Annotated in this window: 18 protein-coding genes; 7 read left to right on the top strand and 11 right to left on the bottom strand. The window is 30.2% G+C overall.

The window, feature by feature from the left end; translation table 11 throughout:
- Positions 1-113 precede the first annotated feature (113 nt).
- Entirely contained in the window at positions 114-1,319 is a 1,206-nt protein-coding gene (locus tag BTO16_RS08465) for an NAD(P)-dependent oxidoreductase (RefSeq protein ID WP_105021155.1), read from the top strand.
- Positions 1,320-1,541, top strand: a complete 222-nt coding sequence (locus BTO16_RS08460; RefSeq protein ID WP_105021154.1) for a DUF3820 family protein — start codon at positions 1,320-1,322, stop codon at positions 1,539-1,541. It abuts the gene before it with no gap.
- Here BTO16_RS08460 and BTO16_RS08455 read toward each other — a convergent pair.
- The 3 genes from BTO16_RS08455 to kdsA form a co-directional block, all read right to left on the bottom strand.
- Positions 1,538-2,101 carry a hypothetical protein gene (locus tag BTO16_RS08455; RefSeq protein WP_146105369.1) on the bottom strand — a complete coding sequence of 188 codons (564 nt, stop codon included), beginning with the start codon at positions 2,099-2,101 and terminating at the stop codon, positions 1,538-1,540. The genes BTO16_RS08460 and BTO16_RS08455 overlap by 4 nt on opposite strands.
- 388 nt (positions 2,102-2,489) lie before the next feature.
- The gene (locus BTO16_RS08450) at positions 2,490-3,449 is read right to left on the bottom strand and encodes a transglutaminase domain-containing protein (protein WP_105021152.1); all 960 of its coding nucleotides are present in this window, start codon (positions 3,447-3,449) and stop codon (positions 2,490-2,492) included.
- A 115-nt stretch (positions 3,450-3,564) separates the two neighbouring features.
- Positions 3,565-4,383 (bottom strand): 3-deoxy-8-phosphooctulonate synthase, encoded by an 819-nt coding sequence (kdsA, locus tag BTO16_RS08445; RefSeq protein ID WP_105021151.1) that lies wholly within the window; start codon positions 4,381-4,383, stop codon positions 3,565-3,567.
- A gap of 68 nt (positions 4,384-4,451) precedes the next feature.
- Between kdsA and BTO16_RS08440 the strand changes: the two genes are divergently transcribed.
- Positions 4,452-5,459 carry a M28 family peptidase gene (locus BTO16_RS08440; protein ID WP_105021150.1) on the top strand — a complete coding sequence of 336 codons (1,008 nt, stop codon included), beginning with the start codon at positions 4,452-4,454 and terminating at the stop codon, positions 5,457-5,459.
- Positions 5,460-5,465: 6 nt separating this feature from the next.
- Positions 5,466-5,972 carry a DUF4136 domain-containing protein gene (locus BTO16_RS08435; RefSeq protein ID WP_105021149.1) on the top strand — a complete coding sequence of 169 codons (507 nt, stop codon included), beginning with the start codon at positions 5,466-5,468 and terminating at the stop codon, positions 5,970-5,972.
- Between the two features lie 63 nt (positions 5,973-6,035).
- Here BTO16_RS08435 and BTO16_RS08430 read toward each other — a convergent pair whose 3' ends face one another.
- A complete protein-coding gene (locus BTO16_RS08430) occupies positions 6,036-6,479 on the bottom strand; it encodes a hypothetical protein (RefSeq protein WP_105021148.1) in 444 nt (147 codons plus the stop codon).
- A 99-nt stretch (positions 6,480-6,578) separates the two neighbouring features.
- The gene (locus BTO16_RS08425) at positions 6,579-13,247 is read right to left on the bottom strand and encodes an alpha-2-macroglobulin family protein (RefSeq protein WP_105021147.1); all 6,669 of its coding nucleotides are present in this window, start codon (positions 13,245-13,247) and stop codon (positions 6,579-6,581) included.
- Positions 13,248-13,399: 152 nt separating this feature from the next.
- On the opposite strand from BTO16_RS08425, the gene BTO16_RS08420 reads away from it, so the two are divergent.
- Complete coding sequence (locus BTO16_RS08420; RefSeq protein ID WP_105021146.1) at positions 13,400-14,752, top strand: UDP-N-acetylmuramate--L-alanine ligase; 1,353 nt, start codon at positions 13,400-13,402, stop codon at positions 14,750-14,752.
- Here the strand turns inward: BTO16_RS08420 and BTO16_RS08415 are convergent.
- From BTO16_RS08415 to trkA, 6 genes are all read right to left on the bottom strand, one after another.
- The gene (locus BTO16_RS08415; RefSeq protein WP_105021145.1) at positions 14,736-15,836 is read right to left on the bottom strand and encodes a nucleotidyltransferase family protein; all 1,101 of its coding nucleotides are present in this window, start codon (positions 15,834-15,836) and stop codon (positions 14,736-14,738) included. The two genes, BTO16_RS08420 and BTO16_RS08415, sit on opposite strands and share 17 nt — an antisense overlap.
- Positions 15,826-16,962: a phosphoenolpyruvate carboxykinase (ATP) gene (locus BTO16_RS08410; protein ID WP_105021144.1), complete on the bottom strand. Its 1,137-nt coding sequence runs from the start codon at positions 16,960-16,962 to the stop codon at positions 15,826-15,828. Before BTO16_RS08410 ends, BTO16_RS08415 begins: the two co-directional genes overlap by 11 nt.
- 58 nt (positions 16,963-17,020) lie before the next feature.
- A complete protein-coding gene (locus tag BTO16_RS17600) occupies positions 17,021-17,191 on the bottom strand; it encodes a hypothetical protein (RefSeq protein WP_170064431.1) in 171 nt (56 codons plus the stop codon).
- 25 nt (positions 17,192-17,216) lie between these two features.
- Positions 17,217-20,234 carry a lamin tail domain-containing protein gene (locus BTO16_RS08405; RefSeq protein ID WP_105021143.1) on the bottom strand — a complete coding sequence of 1,006 codons (3,018 nt, stop codon included), beginning with the start codon at positions 20,232-20,234 and terminating at the stop codon, positions 17,217-17,219.
- A 162-nt stretch (positions 20,235-20,396) separates the two neighbouring features.
- Positions 20,397-21,896: a TrkH family potassium uptake protein gene (locus tag BTO16_RS08400; protein WP_105021142.1), complete on the bottom strand. Its 1,500-nt coding sequence runs from the start codon at positions 21,894-21,896 to the stop codon at positions 20,397-20,399.
- Between the two features lies 1 nt (position 21,897).
- Positions 21,898-23,244 (bottom strand): Trk system potassium transporter TrkA, encoded by a 1,347-nt coding sequence (trkA, locus tag BTO16_RS08395; RefSeq protein ID WP_105021141.1) that lies wholly within the window; start codon positions 23,242-23,244, stop codon positions 21,898-21,900.
- A 158-nt stretch (positions 23,245-23,402) separates the two neighbouring features.
- Here trkA and radC point away from each other — a divergent pair, with 158 nt between their 5' ends.
- Entirely contained in the window at positions 23,403-24,089 is a 687-nt protein-coding gene (gene radC / locus BTO16_RS08390; RefSeq protein WP_105021140.1) for a RadC family protein, read from the top strand.
- A gap of 70 nt (positions 24,090-24,159) precedes the next feature.
- Complete coding sequence (locus BTO16_RS08385; RefSeq protein WP_105021139.1) at positions 24,160-25,464, top strand: polysaccharide deacetylase family protein; 1,305 nt, start codon at positions 24,160-24,162, stop codon at positions 25,462-25,464.
- The last annotated feature ends 1 nt before the right edge of the window (position 25,465 follow it).

Here is a 25,465-nt window from a genome sequence, read left to right as displayed (position 1 = left end):
GTTGTTTATCATTATAAAATCTAATATCTTCGAACAAATATTACACTAATACTATTTAGCCTGTTTAGGTTGATTTTATTTCAGCATTTCAGTAGCTCCTAAAACATATAAAAATGAAGTTTGCAATTATCAAAGAGCGTAAAAACCCACCAGATAGAAGAGTTGTTTTTTCACCAGGAAAATTAAAAGAATTTCAAGATCAATTTCCATCATCAGAAATAAAAGTAGAAAGTTCTTCTATTAGAATTTTTACGGATGAACAATATAAAGAAGCAGGTTTTAAAGTTACAGAAGATATAAGCGATTGTGAGGTGTTATTTGGAGTAAAAGAAGTGCCAATAAGTGCTTTAATTGCTAATAAAAAATATTTTTTCTTTAGTCATACTATCAAAAAACAACCTTACAATAGAGAATTGCTAAAAGCAGTTTTAGAAAAAAATATTCAGTTATTCGATCACGAAACTATTATCAGAGAAAATGGAGCACGTTTAATTGGTTTTGGCCGTTACGCAGGCATTGTTGGTGCATATAATGGTTTTAGAGCAATTGGTATCACAAACGGAACTTTTAATTTACCAAAGGCAGAAACACTAGAGAATCAGCAAGAATTAATTACTGAATTAAAGAAAATTAATGTGTCAAACATTAAAATTTTATTAACAGGAAGTGGTAAAGTTGCTTACGGGGCAAAAGAAATGCTGGACGCAATGAATATTAAAATGGTTTCTGTAAACGATTATATAACCAAAACTTTTAGTGAACCCATTTATTGTTTTTTAGATGTTTTAGATTATAACAAACGTAAAGACGGAAACGTAATTGATAATTCCGATTTTTATAATAATCCAGAAGAATATGAATCTGATTTTATGCGTTTTGCTAGCGTAACAGATTTCTTTATTGCGGGTCATTTTTATGGAAACGGAGCGCCTTATTTATTTACAAGAGAAGATGCTAAATTAATAGATTTTAAAATTAAATATGTGGCTGATATTTCTTGTGACGTAGATGGTCCTGTAGCATCAACTTTAAGAGCATCTACAATTGCAGACCCTTTTTACGGTTACAATCCTAAAACGGAATCTGAGGTAGATTTTAAAGATAAAGATGCTATTGTTGTAATGGCTGTTGATAATTTACCCTGCGAATTACCCCAAGACGCAAGCGAAGGTTTTGGAGAAATGTTTTTAGAAAATGTAATTCCTGCATTTTTTAATAATGATAAAGACGGCGTTTTAGAGCGTGCAAAAATGACTGAAAAAGGTAAGTTAACAGCACGTTTTTCTTATTTACAAGATTATTTAGATGGTAAAGAATAAATGATAGAAGACAAACAATTTCTTATTGATTTAGCTAAAATGAAAATGCCCTTTGGTAAATATAAAGGCACTTTTTTAATTGATTTGCCAGAACATTATATAGTTTGGTACAAAACTAAAGGATTTCCAAACGGAAAGCTAGGAAAGCAAATGGAGTTGGTTTATGAACTGCAATTAAATGGTTTAGAGGATATGATTAGAGAAATTAGAAGAAAATTTTAATTTTTAACAACCAAGCCATACGTAATATGTGCAACTCCTAAAATGTAAATTGATGAATACCAGTAATTGGGAATTAATATACAAATCATTGTAAGCAGTAAACTAACACCAGATAGCACAAAAAGGTTCTTACTCTTTTTAATTTTTAAAAATAGTAATGAAATGCCATACAAAAATAAAAAAGTAGGCGCCATATAATCTGCAAAATCTTGAGTAGTTAAGATAATAAGAATTGAAAAAATTAGTATAAAACTAGTTGTAAAAGCCCGAAAATTATTTTTTGTCTTAGCGTTCCAAAGTTTATATTCTTGTCTTCTGGCTTTTCTTCGACCTTTAAAAAACAAGGCTAAGGCAGAAAGTACAATCGTTAAAAAAATAATACCTAAAACTAAAATTTCAATTATTTCAGCAGATAACATGCCCATTGGGTTGTCATCGATTAAAAAACCTTCAAGTATTTTTTTAATAGAAAAAGCCGCTAATAAAAAGTACAATCCAATTTGAATACTAGAATATCCTTTTAAAGAAAAATTTAATTGAAAATTATCTTGTTTATCCATAAATTTTAAAAATCTTGCTAATATACAAAAAAATGAAACTTGTAAAAGCATACCTTTTAAATCAGACAGAACCATTTGTATGGTTTTAATGTATTTGCACGTTTCAATAGAAAGTGCTTCAATATAATTTGATTTAAAACAGAGGTGTAAAGTACATTTTTTTTATTTGTATCACAAACCTTTTTGTTTTTTAGATGCATTTTAAAGGAAATTATTCTATATATTTTCATGTTATTTAACAGCGTTTATATAGTTTTAATGACTGATGATAAAAAAATAATTTAAATTTTAAAACAGTTAAATAGACAAGATATTAATTAAGAAATTTTAAGTGTGGTTTTAGCCGACGAATTCAAGAAAAAAGTAGCGATTTTTTATAAAAGAAGTTTTAATCAATTTCTACTTTAAAGTGCAAAGCATCTTCATTATTGATATACAAAACCAAACTGGTATTTGTTTTTGGATTTTTAATTGTTAAAGTTGTTGTAGTTTTTATGGATGTAATAACAGGTTTTTGTCCAATTTTCATCCCTTTTAAAGTGTAGAAAAGTAAGAGGTTACTGTCTAAGTTATTGAACCTAAGTATAATGTCTTCGGATGATTTAAGTTTAATGATTCCTGTTAGTGGAGAAGTTAAATCAGCATTTAGCTGTAAAAATGGATTAGAATAAATTGGCTGATTGTAAAATTCTTTTTCATCCATCCTTCCAAAACGGATTTTCCAGATTTTATCATCTGGATAATGAGTTTTAAAAATTTTACTTTTAGGAATATCATAAAAATAGGCATTAAAATTTCGATTCCATTTGTCATTTTTTACAGATCCAGCAGCCCAAGTTGCATCCAAAACTAACCAATTTCCATCAATTTTAACTGCATTCCAAGCATGGTTTGTAGAGGTTGCAATTTTACCAATTTCAGCAGCTGTATTTCTTACATTTCCTTTAATTACTTCGGCTTCAATTTTTAATAAATCACATATTTTTTTAAAAGACTGTGCATATTCTTCGCAAACTCCTGTTTTATTTCTAAAAGTTTCAGCCACTAAATTGTCTTTAAGAGCTTGTAATTTTTCTATTTTTTCTTCTTCGGATGTATATTGAAAATTATATTTTCTTTTTCTTGGATTGTAAAATTCGCTTAAATTATAACGAATATTTTCTGTCAACCAAAAAAATGCTGCTCTAGATTTATCCGCATCAGAATAAAAATCTTTTTCAATTTGATTGGCCAAATCTTCAACTTTAGAAAATCGTGGGTAGTTTATAACAAGAGCGTCAACTTTTTCGAAACTTTGTGAAAAAGTAGACATGTTTATGTATAAAAATAGAAATACAAGTTTTTTCATCATCTAAAAGTTAAACAAGAATAAGAACCAAAAATTGTGCCTTTAAGATATTTAAGCAAAAAAATCCTTCAGGTTTTAAAACTTGAAGGATTTTAATAGCATAAATTACTATATTTTATAAATTATTTATTGTTTTTCTTATTGCAACTAAATTGCTCAATAAACTTTCTAAATTGTCTAAATGCAACATGTTTGCTCCGTCGCTTTTTGCATTTGCAGGATCAAAATGAGTTTCAATAAATAAACCATCCACATTATTTACAATTCCTGCTCTAGCAATTGTTTCAATCATACCTGGTCTTCCGCCAGTAATTCCTGCAGTTTGATTTGGCTGTTGTAAAGAATGTGTTACATCCAAAATTGTTGGGGCAAATTTACGCATTTCAGGAATTCCCCTAAAATCGACAATCATATCCTGGTAGCCAAACATGGTTCCGCGATCTGTAATCCAAGCTTTATTAGAACCTGCATCTAGTACTTTTTGGACTGCGTGTTTCATGGAAGCCGGACTCATAAATTGTCCTTTTTTTAAATTGACTACTTTTCCTGTTTCTGCGGCAGCAACAACTAAATCTGTTTGTCTTACTAAAAACGCAGGAATTTGCAAAACATCTACATATTCGGCTGCTTTTTGTGCATCCGAAATTTCGTGAATATCTGTAACCGTTGGCACGCCGAAAGTTTCGGAAACTTTGCGTAAAATCTTTAATGCTTTTTCATCTCCAATTCCTGTAAAACTATCAATTCTACTTCTGTTTGCTTTTTTAAAGCTTCCTTTAAATATAAAAGGAATTTTTAATTTATCAGTAATTGAAACTATTTTTTCAGCAATTCTTAATGCCATTTCTTCGCCTTCAATAGCGCAAGGCCCAGCTAAAAGAAAAAAGTTATTTTCGTTTGTGTGTTTTATATTCGGAATTTCAGATAAAATCATTTGTATACTTTTTAGGCAAAAATACATAAAAAATTAGTCTTATATTTAGGCTTTTAAAAATCAAAAAAATGAAGAGAATATTTATCACTTTAGTCGCATCAGTATTTATAATTTCTTGCAATAGTGCAAAGAAAGTTACCAAAACAGCCGTAAAATCAACCAAAACAGAAGTTGTAAAAAACGCCTTTTTTATTGATTCTATGATTGTTAAAAAGCACTTATATACATTGGCTTCTGATGAAATGGAGGGAAGAAAATCTGGAACTCCTGGAATTGAAAAAGCTGCAACATATATAGAAAATGAATTTAAAAGAATTGGTTTATCAACTTTTGAAAATCTAGAATCGTACAGACAAACCTTTAATTTTACACCAATAAAAGGAGAAAAAGAAATTACGAGCGCAAATATTATAGGTGTTTTAGAAGGCAAAAGTAAAAAAGGCGAATATGTTATTATTTCTGCACATTACGATCATTTAGGAAATGAAGGTAAAGGTGAAGATAAAATTTATAATGGCGCAAACGATGATGCATCTGGAGTAACGGGCGTTTTAGCTTTGGCAGAATATTTTAAAAAAGTAGGAAATGAAAGAACGATTGTTTTTGTTGCTTTTACTGCTGAAGAAATGGGTTTAATTGGTTCTACTCATTTTGGAAAAGGAATTGATGCCAGTAAATTTGTTGCAGGAATCAATTTAGAAATGATAGGAAAAGTACCAAGTTTTGGACCAAATACAGCATGGTTAACAGGCTTTGAAAGATCAGATTTTGGAAAAATAATTCAGAAGAATTTAGTAGGAACAGGATATCAATTATTTCCGGATCCGTATACAAATTTTAATTTATTTTTTAGATCAGACAATGCATCTTTAGCGCGTTTGGGCGTTCCTTCGCATACCTTTTCTACAACACCTATAGACGTTGATAAAGATTATCATAAAGCTTCTGATGAAGCTAAAACTCTAAATATGACTGTAATTACACAAACAATTCAGGCAGTCGCAAAAGGCACAGAAAGCATTATTAACGGTAAAGATACACCTACAAGAGTTGTTCTTGATAAAAAGGAAAAATAGTAAATAATGAAGAATTTAAAATATCTTTTTTTCATCTTATTGATGAGCTGCTCATCGGCCAAAGTGATGACAGATTTCGATAACGCTATTAATTTTTCTGATTTTAAAACTTACGGTTACTATGAAGATGTTGGCAAAGGTTTAAATGAATTGGATATTAAAAGAGTAATTTCTGCTCTTAATTTAGAAATGGAACAAAACGGATTTGCAGATTTAGATAATCCTGATTTTTTTATCAATATTACTTCTAAAATATCAGAAAGCAGAAATAGGAATTCAATAGGAATAGGTTTAGGAAATGGTGGTTTTGGTCTTTCTGGCGGCATCCCAATTGGAGGTAAAAAGCTAAATGAAGAATTTGTTATTGAGTTTGTGAATTCTAAAACAAATCAAGTTATCTGGGAGGGAATTTTAAATTCTAAAATTAAAGAAAAAAGAACTCCAGAAGAAAAAGAAGCTCATTTTCAAAAAGTAATTACTAAGATTTTAGAAAAATATCCGCCTAAAAGCTAATTCTGAAATATAACTGCCTCTAAATTTAATTTAGAGGCAGTTATATTTTGAAGAGTATTTACCTTAAAATTGGTATCTAACACCTAAACCAAAATTAGAGTTTATATTATTTGAACCACCTCCAATAACTATTTCTGGCCTATAATCTAGTGATAAAAGTATTGGTGCACTAAAATTATATTCAATACCAATAACTCCAGCAGCAAAAATTGCTAAATCTACATCTGAAACTAAACCAGCTCCAAAACCTGCATACCAATTAAAACGTTCTTCTAAATCCCAAACCCATTGGTACAAACCTGTTGCTTTAAAATCGCTAAAGTCGTTTCCTAAACCTAAATCTACTTCTAGTCTGTTATTGTTTCCTAAAGCTTTCTGATAAGAAATCTCTCCTCCAGCTCCATTTCCACCACCAATTCTTAAACCAATAGCATTTTCAGAAATATCTTGTGCATTAACTGAAAATACAGCTATTATAAACGCCAATGTTAAAATTATTTTTTTCATAATTGTGATTTCATTTTTTAAATTATTTATCGCGCAAATTTAGATTTAATATTCTCTTTAAATGAACTCAATTCCTAAATATTTTGCTTCAAAAGGAATTTAATTCTCAACATTAATTCTTAAACCTTTAGAATGACTACTAAATTCTGGTGCATACATACTTTGTATAGTTGTAATTCCGTTGCTAAAATTACCAGCATTATTTACACGAACATCATATTCAAAAACATAAACGCCTTTTGGTATTCTATCAAAAAAGAAATTAGTTGCGGCATCTTTTGTACTTTCATAATAGCCTAAATTGTCTTGCCATTTATATTGAGACAGTACATTAATTGGCTCAACGCCAGAAGCTCTCATATCTTTCATATGAATAAATTCCATAGCTCTATCTGAACGTAATTCTATACGTACCGTAATTAAATCACCAACTTTTAAGGATGAGTTTTCGTTTATTTCTCTCAATTCTTTACCTGTATCGCCATTTACTTTTAAAAATAGTTTTTTATTGATTTTTAAAGGAGTATCTGCGGATGTAATTTTATCTAAATCTTCAAAATATTGCCAATACAAACCACCCCAAGCAATTCCGTTTCCTTTTTTGTTGATGGTAACTTCGGCCATTTCTGATTTAATATCATCGGTATTCCAAGAAGTTTTAAAATATCCCGTTCCAGCTTCCACTTTTATAGCTGGCATTTCTGACGGATTTATTTCTAAATCGCCCACTTTAATATCAACCATCTCTGTTACACTTCTACTTTGCTCAGTGCTGTCTCTAATCCAATCGCTTCCATTTAATAATAAAGCATACACGGCTTCTGTGGTTGCTTTTGTGGTTTTCCATCTGTTTGTTTGCTTGTTTTTTAGCAACCAGATTTTTAGATTATCGATGGTTTCTGTGTCATTTTCAATTTCAGAAAAAGTCTCAATTAGTAAAGCTTGCGTTTCAATTGGCGCTTGATAATAGTAATAACCAGCAGTGTTTGTTTTCCAATACATTCCTAATTCATCAGAAGTAATAGAATTTTCTTTTAATGATTTTAAAATTTTATTTGCAACTGCTTTTTTATCATTTCTAAAAAGAGACAATGCAATTTGACCTTTTGCATATAAATTATAGTCATTCCAATATTTTGCAGTTTGATTTTGATAATAATCAATAGCAGTTTTTGTTTTTTCATCCAAAGAAATAGTACTGTAAAAACTACGCATATATAAAAACTGAATGGTAAAATAATTCAAGTTATTTCTTTCTAAAAACTCGGTATATTTTTTCTCTCCTTCTTTTTTCGTTTTCGATTCCGCTTTAATTTCTGATGCTCTTTCTAGTAATTTTGTATACCGATCTAACAATTCTTTGTCTAAAAATAGAACTGTTTTTTCAAGCATATCTTTGGTGGATGTACTAAAATCAGAAACACCTAATTTTTGTAAATGTCCAAAACCAGTGGCAATATGTTGTGTAATATAAATACTTTCATATCTACTGCCTTTAAACCAAGGAAATCCACCAGAATTCATCTGAATATCTTGCAATTTATTGATTGCTTTTTCTTGTTCGTTTTTCATCTTTGTTAAATCGAACAACAACCCAATTCTTTTCTTTTGCTCAGTTTCTGATTGCGCATCTCTTAACCAAGGAGTTTCTTGAATGATCAAAGATTTTAACTCTTCATTTTTCTCTAAATTAGATAACAATGCATCTGATGACCCCCAAGAATTAAACACTTCCTGAATCTTCGGATTTGAATTTGCCACAAAACTTGCCAAGGTATTTGCATAAAATCGAGAGAAGGTTTGTTCTGCACATTCATACGGATATTCCATTAAATAAGGCAAAGACTGAATGGCGTACCAAACAGGATTCGAGGTCATTTCTAAGGTTAATTTGTGGTTTTTTAAAGTTGATGAAGTAGAGCCTGTACTGAGCGCAGTCGAAGTATTCTTTAGTTTATCTAGGGTAAAAGTTTTAGTTTCATTACCTCGAACCCACATAGAAAGTGTTTCGGTAACTAATATTCTATTTGATAAAACAGGCAACGCGTTTTGTTCTCCATCAGAAAAATCGCCTGCTTTTGCTACAATTTTATATTGAACGGCTTGCACGGTTTCGGGGATTGATAAACTCCAAGAAACGCTTGTATTGCCATCTTTGTCAACTGTAAAATTTTTGGTGGTATTTGTATTTTGTAATAGGGAATCTATTTCCTTACCTGTAATTGCATCCGTTAAAATCAATTTTGCCACACCACTTAATTTATTGTTTGTTAAGTTGGTAATTTTTGCACTTAATGTAATTGTATCTTTTTCACGTAAAAAACGAGGCGCATTTGGCACTACCATTAATTCTTTTTGTGTAACCGTTTGCAAGGTTTTGCTTGCTGATTTTAAATCTTTAGAATGTGCTAATAATTGCAATTTCCATCTTGTTAATGCTTCTGGCATTGTAAAATTAAAACTTACTTTTCCGTTTTCATCCGTTTTTAACTGCGGAAAAAAGAAAGCAGTTTCTTTAAAGTTTTTACGAGTTTGTACTTTTGATAATTCCTTATCTAATTTTGCCAAGCCAGCTTTTGTAGTGATAATGATAACGCCGTTTACAGCTTTTGCACCATAGAGAACTGTGGCAGCAGCATCTTTTAAAACTTGCATTTCTGCAATATTTTGAGGATTTAAATTTTGAACTTCATCGGGAGTAAGTATTTTTCCGTCAACAATATATAGCGGCTTATTTTCACCATTAAGAGAAGAAGCACCTCTAATTGTGATATTTTTTGAAGACCCAGCACTTCCATTATCCATCATAAGTCCAGCAGCTTTTCCACTTAACATATTTACAGCTCCAGTTATAGATTCTTTTTTTTGAGTCCCATAACCCACTACAACAACTTCATCTAAATTACTTTCATCAGCTTCTAATTTGAAATCTAAGTTTGTTTGTTTACTTACAGAAATTTCTTGTGTTATAAACCCTAAATAACTAATGATTAAAACATCACCAGTTTTAATTTTAATGGAATAGTTACCGTCAAAATCTGTTTGTGATCCAAAAGTTGTTCCTTTAATTTGAACGTTAACTCCATGCAAAGGTTCTCCATTTTCATCAGCTATAAAACCAGTAATTGTTCCGTCAAAATCAGTTCTAGAACTATCTATTTTTCTTTTAGTAGTTCTTAAATATTGCTGATTTATCCAGTTATTATTGCTTAAACTAAAACCAAACCAGTTATAAGAATCGTTGCCAATTGAAGGAAATCCGTTATAATTTCTTTGTATATTCTTGATATTGAAATACGCATTGTTAAAGCTTTTATTTGCAGTACTAATGCTGTAAGAATAATAATTTTGTTTTTGCTCTATTGGATTAAATTTCCAATCATGAGACTTAAATTCATCCAAAGAAGCGTCATACATAGAAGCTAAAACTTCTGCTGCAACTGCATCATTTTCATCGTTTTTAATGGTAAAACCCCAAGTTTCATTTGCTCCAGGTTGTAATTTATCCCTAAAAATATTCGTGCTAATTTCTATACTTTCTTGTTTTTTGGGAACATTAATTAATATGTTTCCGCTTTCAAAATAATTATAATTCACAAAGTGATATTTAATGGCAAAACCGCCAAGATCTCCTTTTTTTACAGGGATTTTAATTGTTTTTGAATTGTTGTTTAACTTCACCAAACAGGTTTCTATAATTTTATGATCCTTTTCAATTTGCAGAACAACTGTCATATCTTTTGAAGCTGAGCTAATTTGGACTTCAACAGCATCACCAATTGAATAAAAAGATTTATTGGTATTAATGTCAAACAAAGAATTATCAGCAACTTCTTTTTCTTTGGATGAGAAAATTGTTATTCTCTTTTCGTCTTTTACTTCTTGATTAAATTTGTCTTTACTTTCTACAACAACAATATATTTTCCAGAAACCCAAGTATCAATATTTTTTAAAATGATTTCTTTGGATGTTGAAGTATCAAAGTTTTCGTTAAAAACGATTTCTCCTTTTTTCCAATTCTTTTCATCACTTTCATCATCAGAATACGGGTCATTTGGGAAGAGTTTTCTAAAGTCATTTTCAGAAATATCTTGATAATCAGGCGCAGGCCAAGGTCTTTTTCTTAACGCTTTTTTTGGTGCTTTTAATTTGTAAACTTTTACAGTTCCTTTTGCGGAAACAAACTCATCATTTAAATTTTTAGTATCAATTTTAATACTGTTATCATTGGTGTTTTTATCAATTTTTTCATCCAAAGAAATAGAAGCAAGTAAACTGTGATATCCAACTTTAACAATGCTAGTAGCGCTTCTTGTCTCTCCATTTATGTCGGTGACATACGCAGTAATTTCATAATTAAAAATGGGTAAACTTTCTTTAGAAACGCTTTCATCAGGAATTGCTTTAAATGGTATTGAAAAATTACCAGATGCATCTGTAATGCTTTCACCATTTGTGATTTCTTGAGAATTTGAAGCAGGATTTGGTCTGTACCAATAATACCAACTTGGATATTGCACTTTTCTATGAACCCTGTAAACCACTTTTGCATCTGTAATATTTGCGCCAGAAAACGCTTTTGCAAAACCATTTATAGTAATAGAATCATTGATTTTAAAACTTTCAGTAACGGGTTTAAACTCGGTTTTAAATTTGGGTCTTTTGTATCCTTCTACAGAAAAGTGTATTTCATTATCGTAATCAAAATCAAAATTTGCATGGTCATAAAATTTGCTATCATGTTCAACACTTTCATCAACTTCAATAGAAAACTCGCCAGTTAAACCATTATTCGGAACAGTAAATTTGCCAGCAACAGAACCAAATTCATTTAGTTTTAAATCTAACGATGCTATTTTTTGATTATTAACATCAAATAATGTTACTGCTACAAATTCGTCTGTAAAAACTGCTGATTTATCACCTTGTTTTTTAATTACAATTGCCTTAAAATAAACAGTTTGCCCCGGTCTATAAATACTTCTATCTGTAAAAATAAAAGGCTTTATTGTGATTTCTTTATTGTTGTCTTTGTAGGTGTTTCGATCATTTTTATAAAAATAATGAGATCCAAAATAAGCAAAATCATTTTTAGTTTTTACATTAATATCAACATTGCTATATTGATTTTTACCATTAAAAGAAGCGAATCCGTTATTGTCTGTTGTTAATTTTTTATTGATAAAATAATCCTCATTATTACTCGTGTTTTTTAAACGTATCTCTGCCTTTTTAATAGGTTTTCCTGTTTTTCTATCCACAATTTGATACGTGTAATGTTCGTCAAAATTGTTTTCAATTAAAGTTAAATTTGTAACCTGAATTTGAGTTGTTCCATAAATGAAATTTTCTTGTAAATCCTCACTTTCTGATGCAAGAATTAAATACATTCCGTTTTCAAATTTTGGAACAAGTACTTCTGTTGTATGTTGTAAATAATCCTGTTCATTTCTAAGCTGATGTTGCCAATTTGCAACTTTTTCTTGCTTACTAATAAATGTTTTTTTATCTTCTAACTTGTATAATTTACGAAAAAATTCAAGTTTATTTTGATTGATTTTATATGCTGTAAAAAACAATTTTTCAACATTATTATACGTTACTAAGAGTCTTGAAGTATGTTGTATAGGAATATATTCTTCGGCAATAATAGAAAGTGCTTTTTGCTCAATTTGGGCTTTTAAAAGGTGGCATTTTTCAGCCCCAAAACTTTTAGGAAATTGTTTGATTGTTTCATCACAAATAGTAATTGCTTCTTTGTTTTTAAAGCGATCTTTAGTGTTTTCTGCTGATGAGGAATTTGCTTTATTTCTATAAATATTTGCAATTTCAAAAGCGTATAAAGCACTTGCTTCATGGTTTTTAAATTGTTCTTTGGATGCAATTAAAGTTGATAGTAAAATATTTTCTGAATCCTTAAAAGTTGCATGTTGATTCACGAAATTCAATCTTTGGATGTCAATTTCTGCAAGCGCATTTTTATTGTCTTTTTTAATATGAAAAGAAATTAGCTTTTGATATATTTTTAGTGCGTTCAATTGCAAAGACAAACTATCTTTTGATGTTATTTTTAAATTAGAAAATGTTTTTACATCACCCAAAAAAGCAGCATCATCAACAATAAATTTGTAAGCAGGACTTGTAATAGCCGTTTCTGATGTTTTATAAAACTGTAAAGTGTTGTTTGCTAAAAAATCAAATAAGGTTGGTCTAAAAATTTTAGACTCTTTATTAATTTGTAAAATATCAGAAAAGGCTGTAATTTCTATTTTTTGAAGTTGCTCTGTATTTTGTAAAGAGGCTTCAAAATAACAATGAATTTCTTTAAATAAGGTCTCTAAATCCCAAGTTCTAAAATCTTCTGAATCAACTTTATTTTCAGTTTTAGTTCTATTGTAAAACTGATATCTATTTTCATTAAAATATTGCCAATATAAATTAGCCAAAATATTTTCTAATACGTTTTTTGTTGGGAAATTACTTTTAGCAATGTGCTCTTTATAACTATTGATTACTTTTAATTGTGCATCTTCTTCTAAAGTTAAAGCAAACTTACTCTTATAAAAAAGTGATTTTATAATTTGGGGAGAATCGTTTGTTTTATGAGCTTTTTCATAAATTTCATCCACAATTTTTAATGCTGATTTTGGCAAACCATCAACTTCAAATTTTTCTACTTCAAGCCAAAGTTCGTCATACTTATTTTGAGCATTTACAGATAATGAAAATAAGAAAATCAATAATAGGGTAGTTGTAATTTTTTTCATAATCAGATTTTTTTAATTTTCAAAGTGATTTTAATAAGTTTAAAATAACAAAAACAACCAATTTAGTTTTTACTTTTTGAAACTAATTTTAGTTCTAAAGATACTTTATATTGTATAAAGCTTTTGTATTTTTACATCCTAAAATTTGTTCGATGATAATTCATTTTATTGCTATTGGCGGAAGTGCAATGCACAACTTAGCCATTGCTTTACACCAAAAAGGATACCAAGTTTCTGGAAGTGATGACACAATTCATGATCCATCAAAATCTAGATTAGAGAAATACGGGTTGTTACCCCAAGAATTTGGTTGGTTTCCAGAGAAAATATCATCAAAATTAGAGGTGATTATTTTAGGCATGCATGCTAAAAAAAATAATCCTGAATTATTAAAAGCGCAAGAATTAGGATTAAAAATTTATTCGTACCCTGAGTTTTTATATGAGCAATCTATTAATAAAACACGCGTTGTTATTGGTGGTTCTCATGGAAAAACGACGATTACTTCGATGATTTTGCATGTGTTAAATTATCATGAAAAAGCAGTAGATTATATGGTTGGCGCTCAATTAGAAGGCTTTGAAACGATGGTTCATTTAACTAATGAAAACGATTTTATTGTTTTAGAAGGTGATGAATATTTGAGTTCGCCAATTGATATGCGTCCAAAATTTCATTTATACAAACCAAATATTGCGTTGTTAAGCGGTGTTGCTTGGGATCATATTAATGTTTTTCCGACTTTCGAAAACTATGTTGAGCAGTTTAAAATCTTTACAGATTCTATGGTTAACGGCGGAAGTATGGTGTATAATGTTGAGGATGAGATTGTAAAGGAGGTTGTAGAATCATCAGAAAATCATATTAAAAAGTACGCGTATAAAACACCAGAGCATTTTATTGAAAACGGAATTACCTATTTAGTAACTGAAGAAGGGGATTTACCTTTAGAAATTTTTGGAAAGCACAATCTTCAAAATCTAGCAGGCGCAAAATGGATTTGTCAACATATGGGAATTGATGAAGACGATTTTTATGAAGCAATTGTAAGTTTTAAAGGCGCAAGCAAGCGTTTAGAAAAGATTGTAGAAAACGATTCAACGGTTATTTTTAAAGATTTTGCACATTCGCCAAGTAAAGTTGCGGCAACCACAAAAGCGGTAAAAGAGCAATACGCAGAAAGAACTGTTTTAGCCTGTTTGGAACTGCACACGTATTCTAGTTTAAATGCAGAATTTTTATCAGAATACAAAGGAGCATTAGATTTTGCAGATAAAGCAGTTGTTTTTTATTCTCCTCATGCAGTAAAAATTAAGCAATTAGAAGAAGTTACAGCAGAGCAAATTGCCAATGCTTTTGACAGAGATGATTTAGTTATTTATACAAATCCGCAAGAATTTAAGAACTTTTTATTCAGTCAAAATTTAAAAAATTCGGCAGTCGTTTTAATGAGCTCTGGTAATTACGGAGGTTTAGATTTTAATGAAGTTAAGAGGTTGGTTTAGTGAAACCAAATTTTCTTTTGATAAAGTCCATATCAGTAATTTTATTTTTTAAATATATGCGATATTTTTTATCGTAAGTCGATTTTAAGAAATAGAAGGTTATCAAGTTTATGAGAAACATAAATCTTAAAATATTATTATGTAAATTTTTATATCTTGGATTTTCAACTTTAATAAAGAAGTTTTTTATATACTTTTTACTTTTTTTGTTTTTATCATATTTTAGTGATGGAGGAAAATTAAACAAATATGAACCAATTCCTAAGAACGAATTTAATTCTTTAAAAAAGATGGGGTGTAGTTTAATCGATATTAATGGATTTATTTTTAAAGATAGCAGATATATATCATATTGGCTTCTTAAGTCAAAATTATTGAGTGAATACCATTTATCATTTAATTGCTTTGCTAATATAGTTGAAACAATTTGATTATTAGAGTCTAACACCTTGCAATTATATTTAGCGACTTTTATTGTTCCTTTAATGTCTTGATAATTATAATTTTTATCAAAGGGAAGTTCTATTATTTTCTGATGAATTTCTACGGCACTAATTTTTTTCGAATTTAGTAGTCTTGGATAATGTCTGAAATTTGGAGGATAAACTCCTGATAATTCATTTTCATAATATCCATTTAGTTTTAAAACATTAGCAACTTTTTTAATTTTTTTGTCGGAAACAATAAAATCAATATCACCAACCATTCTCTCACCAATATCTTCATATAAATCTTCCAATAAATTACCTGTTCCTTTCAAGAAAATAGGAGTGACGTTATTTGATACTAATAACGCATTAATCTCTTTTGCTTGTTCAATTATTTGCTGATTTCTTTCTCTGTTTAAATCAGTAATATGAATCATATATTCAACCAATTCTGATGGTAGATAATGTAAAAAATCGGCCCTTTTTAAATTACAGTACAATGCAGGAAAAACATAATGAGCAGTGCTTACTTTTACAACTGAATCCCAATTAATACGATTTGATTTTAACTCGTTTTCAACAATAATTTTATTGTGTTGTTCATGTGTAATCGTTAAACATTTTCCAATAAAAAACAGTGTTTCTTTATATGTCATTATTAAATATTTTTGTGACAGTTTCTATCATTTTCTCGTTGTTAGAATAGGTAAGTTGATAACAATTTAAACCTTCAAACCAATCTAAAAAAAGTTGTGCATTTTCTTTCTTAGGTGATAACCAAGAATCGGGAACTAATTGTTGAAAAGCATCTATTTTTGATAATTCCTTAAAATTTAACTCTGCATCTTTTGTGTATTTTATAAAAACCAAGCCATCACAAGGCAAGTGCGCAAAGAAATCATCATTATTTGGCTTTAAATAACGAACTATTTTATTTAATCGTACAAAGTTATATTCTGCGGATGTTTCTAATTCCGGATACATTGGTAACAACGTTTCTAAACTATTTTTTTTGATAGAGATGGCAGCAGGAAAACTATAAACCTCTTGTTTCCTTGCGTCAACAGGCACAAAGTCATCAGCTAAACAAGTAAAACCATTTGCTTGTAAAAGTGCAAGTGAAGTACTTTTTCCGTTGCCAGAATCTCCTAAAAAAAGCATAGATTTTTCACCATTGCTAATCGCAGATGCATGAAAAACTCCTAACCATTCACTTTCTTCTTTTTGATGAATTTTCTGAATGAACTCCATAGAAAATTTGCCTTGAAAATAATGAATATCTTTAGCACTCCAAGAGCCAATAAAGATGTTATTTACATAAAGAAAGATGAAATTATGATCTATAAAAACCTCAAATTCGTTTTGAAACGCTGTTACCTCATCAATAACTAAATGTGCAAATTTAGGATGTACAAAAGAAAGTTCTTTTTCACTTAAATAAGAAACCTTAAAAACACTATTATTAATCTTATAATACTTTATAAATTCAAAGTTTATAGGTCTTTTTATATCTTTATGATCATTACCTAATTCTGAGTTTTTAGAAGTGTTTTCTTGAAAAAACCTTTTATCAAGTTCTAAAACTAAGTCGATCGTTTTATCTAAAGGAACTGCTAGTTTTTTTGATAAAACGATTGCAATTTCTTTGACTGTTATTCCTTTATTTAATCTTTTTAAAATATCTGCAGTTGTATTTTCTAGTACTACATATTCGTTATTTTTCTCAAACCAAGAAATGGTTTTATTTTCGATAATTTTATAAAGTGTGGTTGTATTTTTCATAAAGAATAAAAGTAGTTATTTTGTATTTATTAAAACAATAAAACTATTTAAATTTATTTTAAAATCCTGTTCCGGGGTTTTCAGGACTTTGAGCTTGGGCTTTCTGTGGGTTTAAGATTAGGTAAGTGCCAAGGGCAGTTAATGCTGCATATTTGCCATAATTACTTATTTTTCTTATTGCATCCTTACGAGTAATTTCTTCCTGTGTATTTCTTCTGTTTTTTTTCATCTTGTATTGTATTTAAATTCTCGTTTTATTCTAAAGTTATTTTCTTATTCAAAGTTCCAGTTTCAGTTTCTAGCTGAACAATGTAGATTCCAACAGCTACTTTCGGTAAAGAAATATCTTGAATACCTTTAGAAGTAAAAGAAGAATTTAAGACCTGTTTACCAAGAAGGTTAAATAGTTTTAGATTTGTTTTTCCTTCTGATAAACCAACAATTCTTAAATTATGATTATTCGTTTTGTAAATACTAATATTCTCTAAATTAATTTTATTTGTATTTAGAGTTGATTTTGAAGTAGTGTGTAAATAAAATCTTCCTATTCCGTTTAAACTTTCGGATACGGTAATTTTATAAGTACTATTTGCTTCATCTAATCTTGTAAAAGTATTTAGTTGTCTATCCTCTAAAAATACTTTAAGATCATTAGGTAAGTTTAAAACTTCGGTAGAAAAAGTAAGTTCTTTATCACTAGCTGAATTAATTCCAATAGCAATTACCATACTTTCATGATTGGAATTAGGCAAAGATTGTAACTGATATCTTTTGCCATTACCATTGGTAACTAAATGAGAGTACAAGGCAAATGAATGTGTTACTCCACCAAATAATTTACCATCATAACCACTATCAAACCCAGTAGTTGTGCCATCAATGTAATATATGTTTGCATATCTGGTATTTATACTATCAGATACAAATAGATGAATTTCGGGTCTTGAAGTTTTTTGAAATGTTTCTAAACTTTGGTGTGAAACATCAGCAATATCAAAAGTAAGATTTACATCGTCTGCTGCTTCAATAAAAAAACCTTGACCTGGTGAAATTTTATAGGTACTATGTAATTCTGAAGTTCTAGTATCATAAGAAGAGCCATTCCAAAAATAGGCTTCTGTTTCTGCTAAAACTGTTGCTTTTGGATTGTCAATAAAGAAGTTACCAATATTTAAATAGGCAGTAAAAGGATTTCCAACCAAGTTATAGTTGCTAACATCCGTAGTGATACTTTTTGTTTGATTTGTAGTATAAATACCATTACCAATAAAAGATACCGTTCCAGAACTATTTCTTATTAATCCGTAACCTTGCCCAACATTAAAAGTACTGCTATTGCTATTATCGGACTGTAAATAACGCCAATAATCTGTAGCGGTGTCAGAACCAGTGCCGTCTGTATCTGTATCTAAAGAGGTATTATCATAAAAGCTGATTCCTCTATTGAGATTTTGACCCGATACTATTGAATTAGAAGTTGCCCAATTATTATCATAAACTTCGCCCAATACTGGTGACGATATAAAATACCATTTACTACCATTTGATAATGCTCTATTATAGGTTACCGTTCCAGAAAAAGTAGATTTAGCTATTAAAGTTGCGCCAGAATTTATAACTAAAGAATTTACAGTAACCGCCGATGAGGTTGTTGGTTGATTTGTTGCCTTAATAATTTGAACATCATCACCCGTTCCTGGAATTGTTCCTAAACTCCAGTTCGATGCCGTTGCCCAAGAATTATCTGTAGCGCCCGTCCAAGTGTTTATGCTAAAAGGCTGTCCTGATGTATTGTATCTTCCAGGAGAAGCCAGAACTGGGTTTGATAGAATTTCAGAATGTTTTACAAAACTACCTGTTAAGTCATCGTTTCTTGCTATTGATTGTTTATCACCGCCTTCATTTCCGTATGTATATGTAGTAACTATATTTCCTTTAAAATTTTTTAGAACAACAGTATCGCCCGCATTATTTAAACCTAAACCATTGGCCGTATCAGTCATACCAGGAATATCTGTTGGTGTTCCACCGCCAAAAATAACAACAGAACCACCGGCTGGAATTATGGTTGCGCCAAAAGTGTATTTCAAGCCAACTGTGTCATAAATAGTATAACCTGTTAAATCTTGAGCAACAACCTCTAGGTTTATTAATTCAATAAATTCATCGGAAGACGAGTTTATAGTTCCGTCTCCATTAGCATCAACGATGGCTCCTGGATCAGCAAGAATTTCATTAATAATTATATTAGGAATGGCTGGTAAATCCTCATCAATAATCAATATTGTATGAGTAGCTGGCGAAATAACTAAACCAGTAACCGAACTTGTTTCTGTAATGGTTAAAATGATATTTTCATCGTCGAAATCATCAGTATCAGGATTTATATTTATAGAAATATTTTGACTACCATTTGCCGTAAATGAAAGCGAATTTGTATTTAGCGTGTAATCATTAATCTCTGCTGAACCACTTACTGTAATAGAAACATCAATTTGATTGCCATCAAAGTTCGATACGGTAACCGGAATTAAAACATTAAAACTAGTATTTGTCTCTGTTTGGTTACTTGAAGCAACATCAAAACCTATAATGGGGGTTGTAGCTTTTGGTGCACCAGTTAAAATAATAGTATCTAAACCAAAAGCCTCATAATTAGAATTAGAGTCGCAGACAATTCTTATATAAAGTGAGTTTCCAGCACCTGTAAAATTGTTACTTACAATGGTTTGCAGTTCATAGGTAAGGGTTGTTCCGTTGGCGGTGTTGTTTCCGCTGATAGTATTATTTGCAAGATTTAATGGAAAATTAGTGGTGCTTTGAGCAATGAAATTATAAAGAGTAGACCAATCTGTATCATTCCAAGAATATTCTACCTTCAAGTCGTCATTTGTATCCCAATCATTTGGTACAGCTCCAAAATCAATAGAGATTTCAAAATTTTCATATCCAGTAACATCAATTAATCCTGTTGATAAAATTCCGGCGGCAGAAATAGTATTAGGATTAGAACCCACAAATAACCAAGAACCAGTAACATTGGTATACGGACCGTCACTGCCTGTTTCATAAATATCTGAATCACTGGGTTCTGCTCTGTGAAAATATTGTTTTCCAGGATCCGTTGCGGGTGTTTGATTTGGCGTTTGACTATAGCCATCTAAATTTGTCTCAAAACCTTGAGAGTATAAAGTTGTTTGACCATTAGATTTGTTTACGGTTATTGCTAAAAATATAATGAAAGCAATTTTAAAAATGTTTTTTCTTTTCATGTTAATTTATTTGAGCTTACAAATTAATTATTATGAAAGGAAATTAACTACGGGAATCCGTAACGCGGCTATATTTATTTTATTTACACTAATTAACAGCGTAAATTATTATTAAGATAAAGGAAATAGCGCTTTTTTAAAAAATAACTGATTTAAATATTCTTAACTTTTTCTCCAAAAAAACGGAGTAAATAGAATTAAAACTGTAAACAGCTCTAATCTACCTATCAACATTAAAAAAGAACAAAACCATTTTGCAGTAGAAGATAAATGTGCAAAGTTATTTACCGGACTTACAGAACCTAATCCTGGACCAATATTACCTAATGATGAGGCTGCTGCGCCTAAAGCAGACATGAAGTCTAAACCTAAAAAAGTTAAAATTACAGAAGAGACAATAAAAATTAACATGTAAATAATAAAGAAAGAAAGGATGTTAAAAACAATCGTCTGGCTTACTGATTTTCCATCATATCTAACAGGAATTATTGCATTTGGATGCAACGCTTTTTTAAATTCTAAAAAGCTGTTTTTTAGCATTATAATATGTCTAACTACTTTTACGCCTCCACTTGTAGAGCCTGCAGAGCCGCCAGTAAAAAATAACGCAAAGAAAATAGCAGTAGCAAAGAAACTCCATGTTGTAAAATCTGCGGATACAAAACCAGTTGTTGTTACTACAGAAGTAACCATAAACAATGCGTGTCTAATAGCACTTTCTGTATCTCCATACACATTTGGGTGTGCAATTGTGGTTTGTAAATTTGGGTCTTGATAAAATATAATTAAAATTGCTATGATAGCAGAGGTTCCTAAAATGCCAAATAAATAATATTTAAATTCTTCACTTTGAAATACTTTACGGATTTTGCCTTTTAAAGCAAAGTAAATAAGTACAAAGTTAGTACCCGCAATTAGCATAAAAAAGATAATAATATATTGTACAAAAGGTAAGTTATTGTAATAGGCAATACTACTATTTTTTGTAGAGAACCCGCCAGTACTTAGGGTTGCCATTGCATGGTTTATGGCGTCGAACCAAGTCATTCCCGCAATTTTTAATAAAAAGAATTCAGCAAAGGTTAAGGCTACATATATTAAATATAATCGCTTTGCGGTGTCTGTAATTCTTGGATGTAATTTATCTGCTGATGGTCCAGGAGCTTCTGCCATAAAAAGTTGCATTCCTCCAATTCCTAATAGTGGTAAAATTGCAATGGTAAGTACTATAATTCCCATTCCGCCAATCCAATGTGTAACGCTTCGCCAAAAAAGAATTCCTTTTGGCATAGATTCTATATCGGTAAGAATCGAAGATCCTGTGGTAGAATACCCAGAAATAGTTTCAAAAAAAGCATCGGGAATACTTGGTATTGCGCCAGAAAATAGATAAGGTAACATCCCTGTAAATGATAGTATAAGCCATCCGAGAGTAACTATAAGATATCCTTCTTTTTTGTGAATATTTGTGCTTTTAGGTTTGTTTAAAAAGTAGAGTAAAAGACCTATTAAAACAGTGAAAATTCCTGCAATTAAAATTCCATTTGCGGCATCTTCGTCATTAAAATAACTAAAAGGGAAAGCAATAAACATAAACAATCCATTAAGAATTGCAGTGATGCCTAAAAAACGATATATTATTTTTAGATTTAGGTTTCCCATTTTAATTAAAAAAACGCTCTACGGTTGATATTGCTTCTGGTAAGCAGAAAACAATTACTTTATCTCCAGTTTGTATTTGCATATCACCAAAAGACATTAACGCTTTTCCGTCTCTAATAATTCCACCAAAAACGGCTTCTCTAGGAAAACGTAAATCTCTAATAGGTTCTTTTGTTACTTTTGATTTTGGTTTTACTTCAAACTCAAAAACTTCTGCATCAATATTATGCAGATTGGCTAATTCTAAAATTTCGCCTTTTCTAATATGTTTAAAAATATTACTTGCTGCAATTAATTTTTTATTGATAAGTGATTCAATTCCAATAGTTTGAGAGATATCAATGTAATCCATATTTTCAACCAAGGCAATTGTTTTTTTAACACCTTTAGATTTTGCAACTAAACAAGACATAATATTGGTTTCAGAATTACCTGTAACGGCAATAAAAGCATCCATTTCTCTAATGTTTTCTTCCTCTAACAGTTCTAAGTCTCTTCCATCCCCATTAATAACCAAAGTATTGGTTAAACTTTCTGCTAAACTTTCTGCTTTTTCTCTGTTTTTTTCAATCAACTTTACTCTAAAGTTATCTTCACAAAGATTTCTTGCGGTTTTTTCGCCAATGCTACTTCCGCCAAGAATCATCACATTTTTAATATTGAATTGCTTTTTCCCAAGAATTGGATACAAGTCTTTCATGCTGTAATTTGGTACAGAAAAATAAACTTGGTCGTGCACTTGGTAGGTAGTATCTCCTCTTGGGATTATGGTTTGAGAAACATTTTCTCTTTTAATAGCGATGGTTATAAAATCTACATCAGAAAATTTTTCTTTTGCTTCTTTTACAGTTAAATTGATCAACGGTGATTTAAAGGTTAAGGCAGTTCCCATCACATTAAATAAGCCACTTTCAAAAGCAACTGTATCGTTAAATGAAGATTGGTTTAACAACATTTTTATTTCATTCGCTGCCAATTCTTGTGGCGAGATCATAAAATCTACTCCAAATTTTGTAAAATCTACTTCACAGTCATTTAAAAACTCTGGATTATCGATTCTGGCAATAGTTTTTTTAACTCCTAAAGATTTACCAATAACAGAAATTGTAAAATTGGTATTTTGACTATCGGTTACCGCAATTAATAAATCTGCAGAATCGATGCCAATTTCCTTTAAAAGTTTAATAGAAGTTGCGTCACCTTTTTTGGTAATAACATCTAAATGATTATTGATGTAGTTTAATCTGTCGCCATCAAAATCTATGATGTAAGTGTCTTGAGATTCATAAGAAAGAAGCTTTGCTAAATGAAAGCCAACGTCTCCAGCACCTGCAATAATAATTTTCATATTTGAACTATAGAAATAGACTGCAAATATACAAAAGTATGTATATGGTTTTTTAAAAAACAGTGTTCTTTTCAAATCGAAGGTTCTCAACTTTAATAGTTCTTACAAATCTTTAGAAAAATAAAATTCATTTTACTATTTTTAACAAAAATTGTTACATGGAAAAATTAACTATTAAATCTTGGGCTTTAGATGATAGGCCTAGAGAAAAATTGGTGGCTAAAGGGAAAAATGCGCTTTCGGATGCCGAATTAATTGCGATTCTTATTGGTTCTGGAAACAGAAATGAAAGTGCTGTTGCTTTGTCTAAAAGGATTTTAAATTCGGTTGAAGGCAATATTAATGCACTTGCAAAATTATCTGTAGAAAAATTAATGACCTTTAAAGGAATAGGCGAAGCAAAAGCAATTTCTATAATTACCGGTCTAGAACTGGGCAAAAGAAGACAATTAGAAATTGCTTTAGAAAAACCAAAAATCACGAGTAGTAAAGACGGATTTAATATTATGCAGCCAATTATTGGTGATTTAGAACACGAGGAGTTTTGGGTGCTTTTTCTAAACAATTCTAACAAAGTATTGGCAAAAAATCAAATAAGTAAAGGTGGTTTAACGGCTACCATTGTAGATGTTAGATTGTTGTTTAAACAGGCTTTAGAGCTCACTTCTGTAGCGATGATTGTTTGTCATAATCATCCTTCTGGCAAATTAGAACCTAGTAATGCAGATAAACAATTGACCCAAAAAATTAAACAAGCTGGCACAACCTTAGATATAAAACTACTAGATCATTTAATAATTACCGAAAAAGCGTATTTTAGCTTTGCAGATGAAGGATTACTGTAAGTTTTTTGCTTTTAAACGGCTGTAAGCTTTGAATCTTTGTTACTTTGCAGTTTGGAATTATAGACAAAAAATGATATTAGTTTACACACATAAAATAACTCCTAGAATACGTTATATTTTTAAGCATATTTTAACGAGAACATTATTAATTCCGGTTTCTTTTAGTTCAAAAATAGAGGATTTTGTGGCACACAATGGGCCTAAATTATCATACACTAAAACACCTTTAGGAAACGAGTTTTTTATAAAAAGCAACGATTTATTATTTGAGCAAGGTGTAAACGACTTAGAAATAAGTATGCAAAAATGGGACGAAATCCCTTGTTTTTTTACAACAAATAAAAAATCAAACATACCTTTTGATATTTTTGCAGCAAGTTTCTATCTAATTTCAAGATATGAGGAATATTTACCTCATGTAAAAGATCTTCATGGGCGTTTTACAGCAGAACAAAGTGTGGCATACAAACATCAGTTTTTAGAAAAACCAATTGTAGACATTTGGGCTTATAAATTTTTAGATATTTTAAAGGAAAGATTTCCTGAATATGAATACGACAAAAGAAGTTATAATTATATTTCTACAATAGATATAGACAATGCATTTGCCTATAAACACAAAAGTTTAATTAGAAGTGTAGGAGGTTTTTTTAATGATTTATTTAAATTTAAATTAATAGAAGTTTGGAATCGTTTTACAGTTGTTTGGAACCTAAAAAAAGACCCTTTTGATACTTTTGATAAAATTTTAAGATTAAAAAAAGAATACAAGGTTAAAACGATATTCTTCTTTTTAATTGGCGATTATTCAACCTTTGATACCAATGTTTCTGCGTCAAAAACAAAATATAAACTTCTTATAAAAGAAATGGTAGACTATGCAAGAGTTGGCTTACATCCGTCTTATTTTACCATGCAAAATGCACCACTTTTAAAGAAAGAAAAAGAGCGCTTAGAAGACATAACAAATATGCCCGTAAAAAGGTCAAGACAGCATTATCTGCGTTTCTCTTTGCCAGAAACGTATCAAAATTTAATAGATTTAGAAGTAGAAGAAGATTATTCGATGGGTTATGCTAGTAACGTTGGTTTTAGAGCGGGCACTTGCACGCCGTTTTATTTTTATGATTTGGATTTTGAGATTCAAACGCCATTAAAAATATTTCCTTTTGCTTTGATGGACACCACTTTAAACGATTATATGAGGTTAACGCCGAAACAATCATTAGGTAGAATTAGAGATTTAAAAAACGAAGTAAAAGCTGTTGACGGAACTTTTATTACCTTGTTTCATAATGAAAATTTAAGCGATTATTTGCGATGGAAAGGTTGGAAACGCTTGTATGAATCGATGCTAAAAATTGCTACTTCGTAAG

It is taken from the genome of Polaribacter glomeratus (assembly GCF_002954665.1).
Classification (GTDB): domain Bacteria; phylum Bacteroidota; class Bacteroidia; order Flavobacteriales; family Flavobacteriaceae; genus Polaribacter; species Polaribacter glomeratus.
Note: the sequence above shows the minus strand (reverse complement) of the source record. Positions and strands in the feature narration are given on the sequence as shown.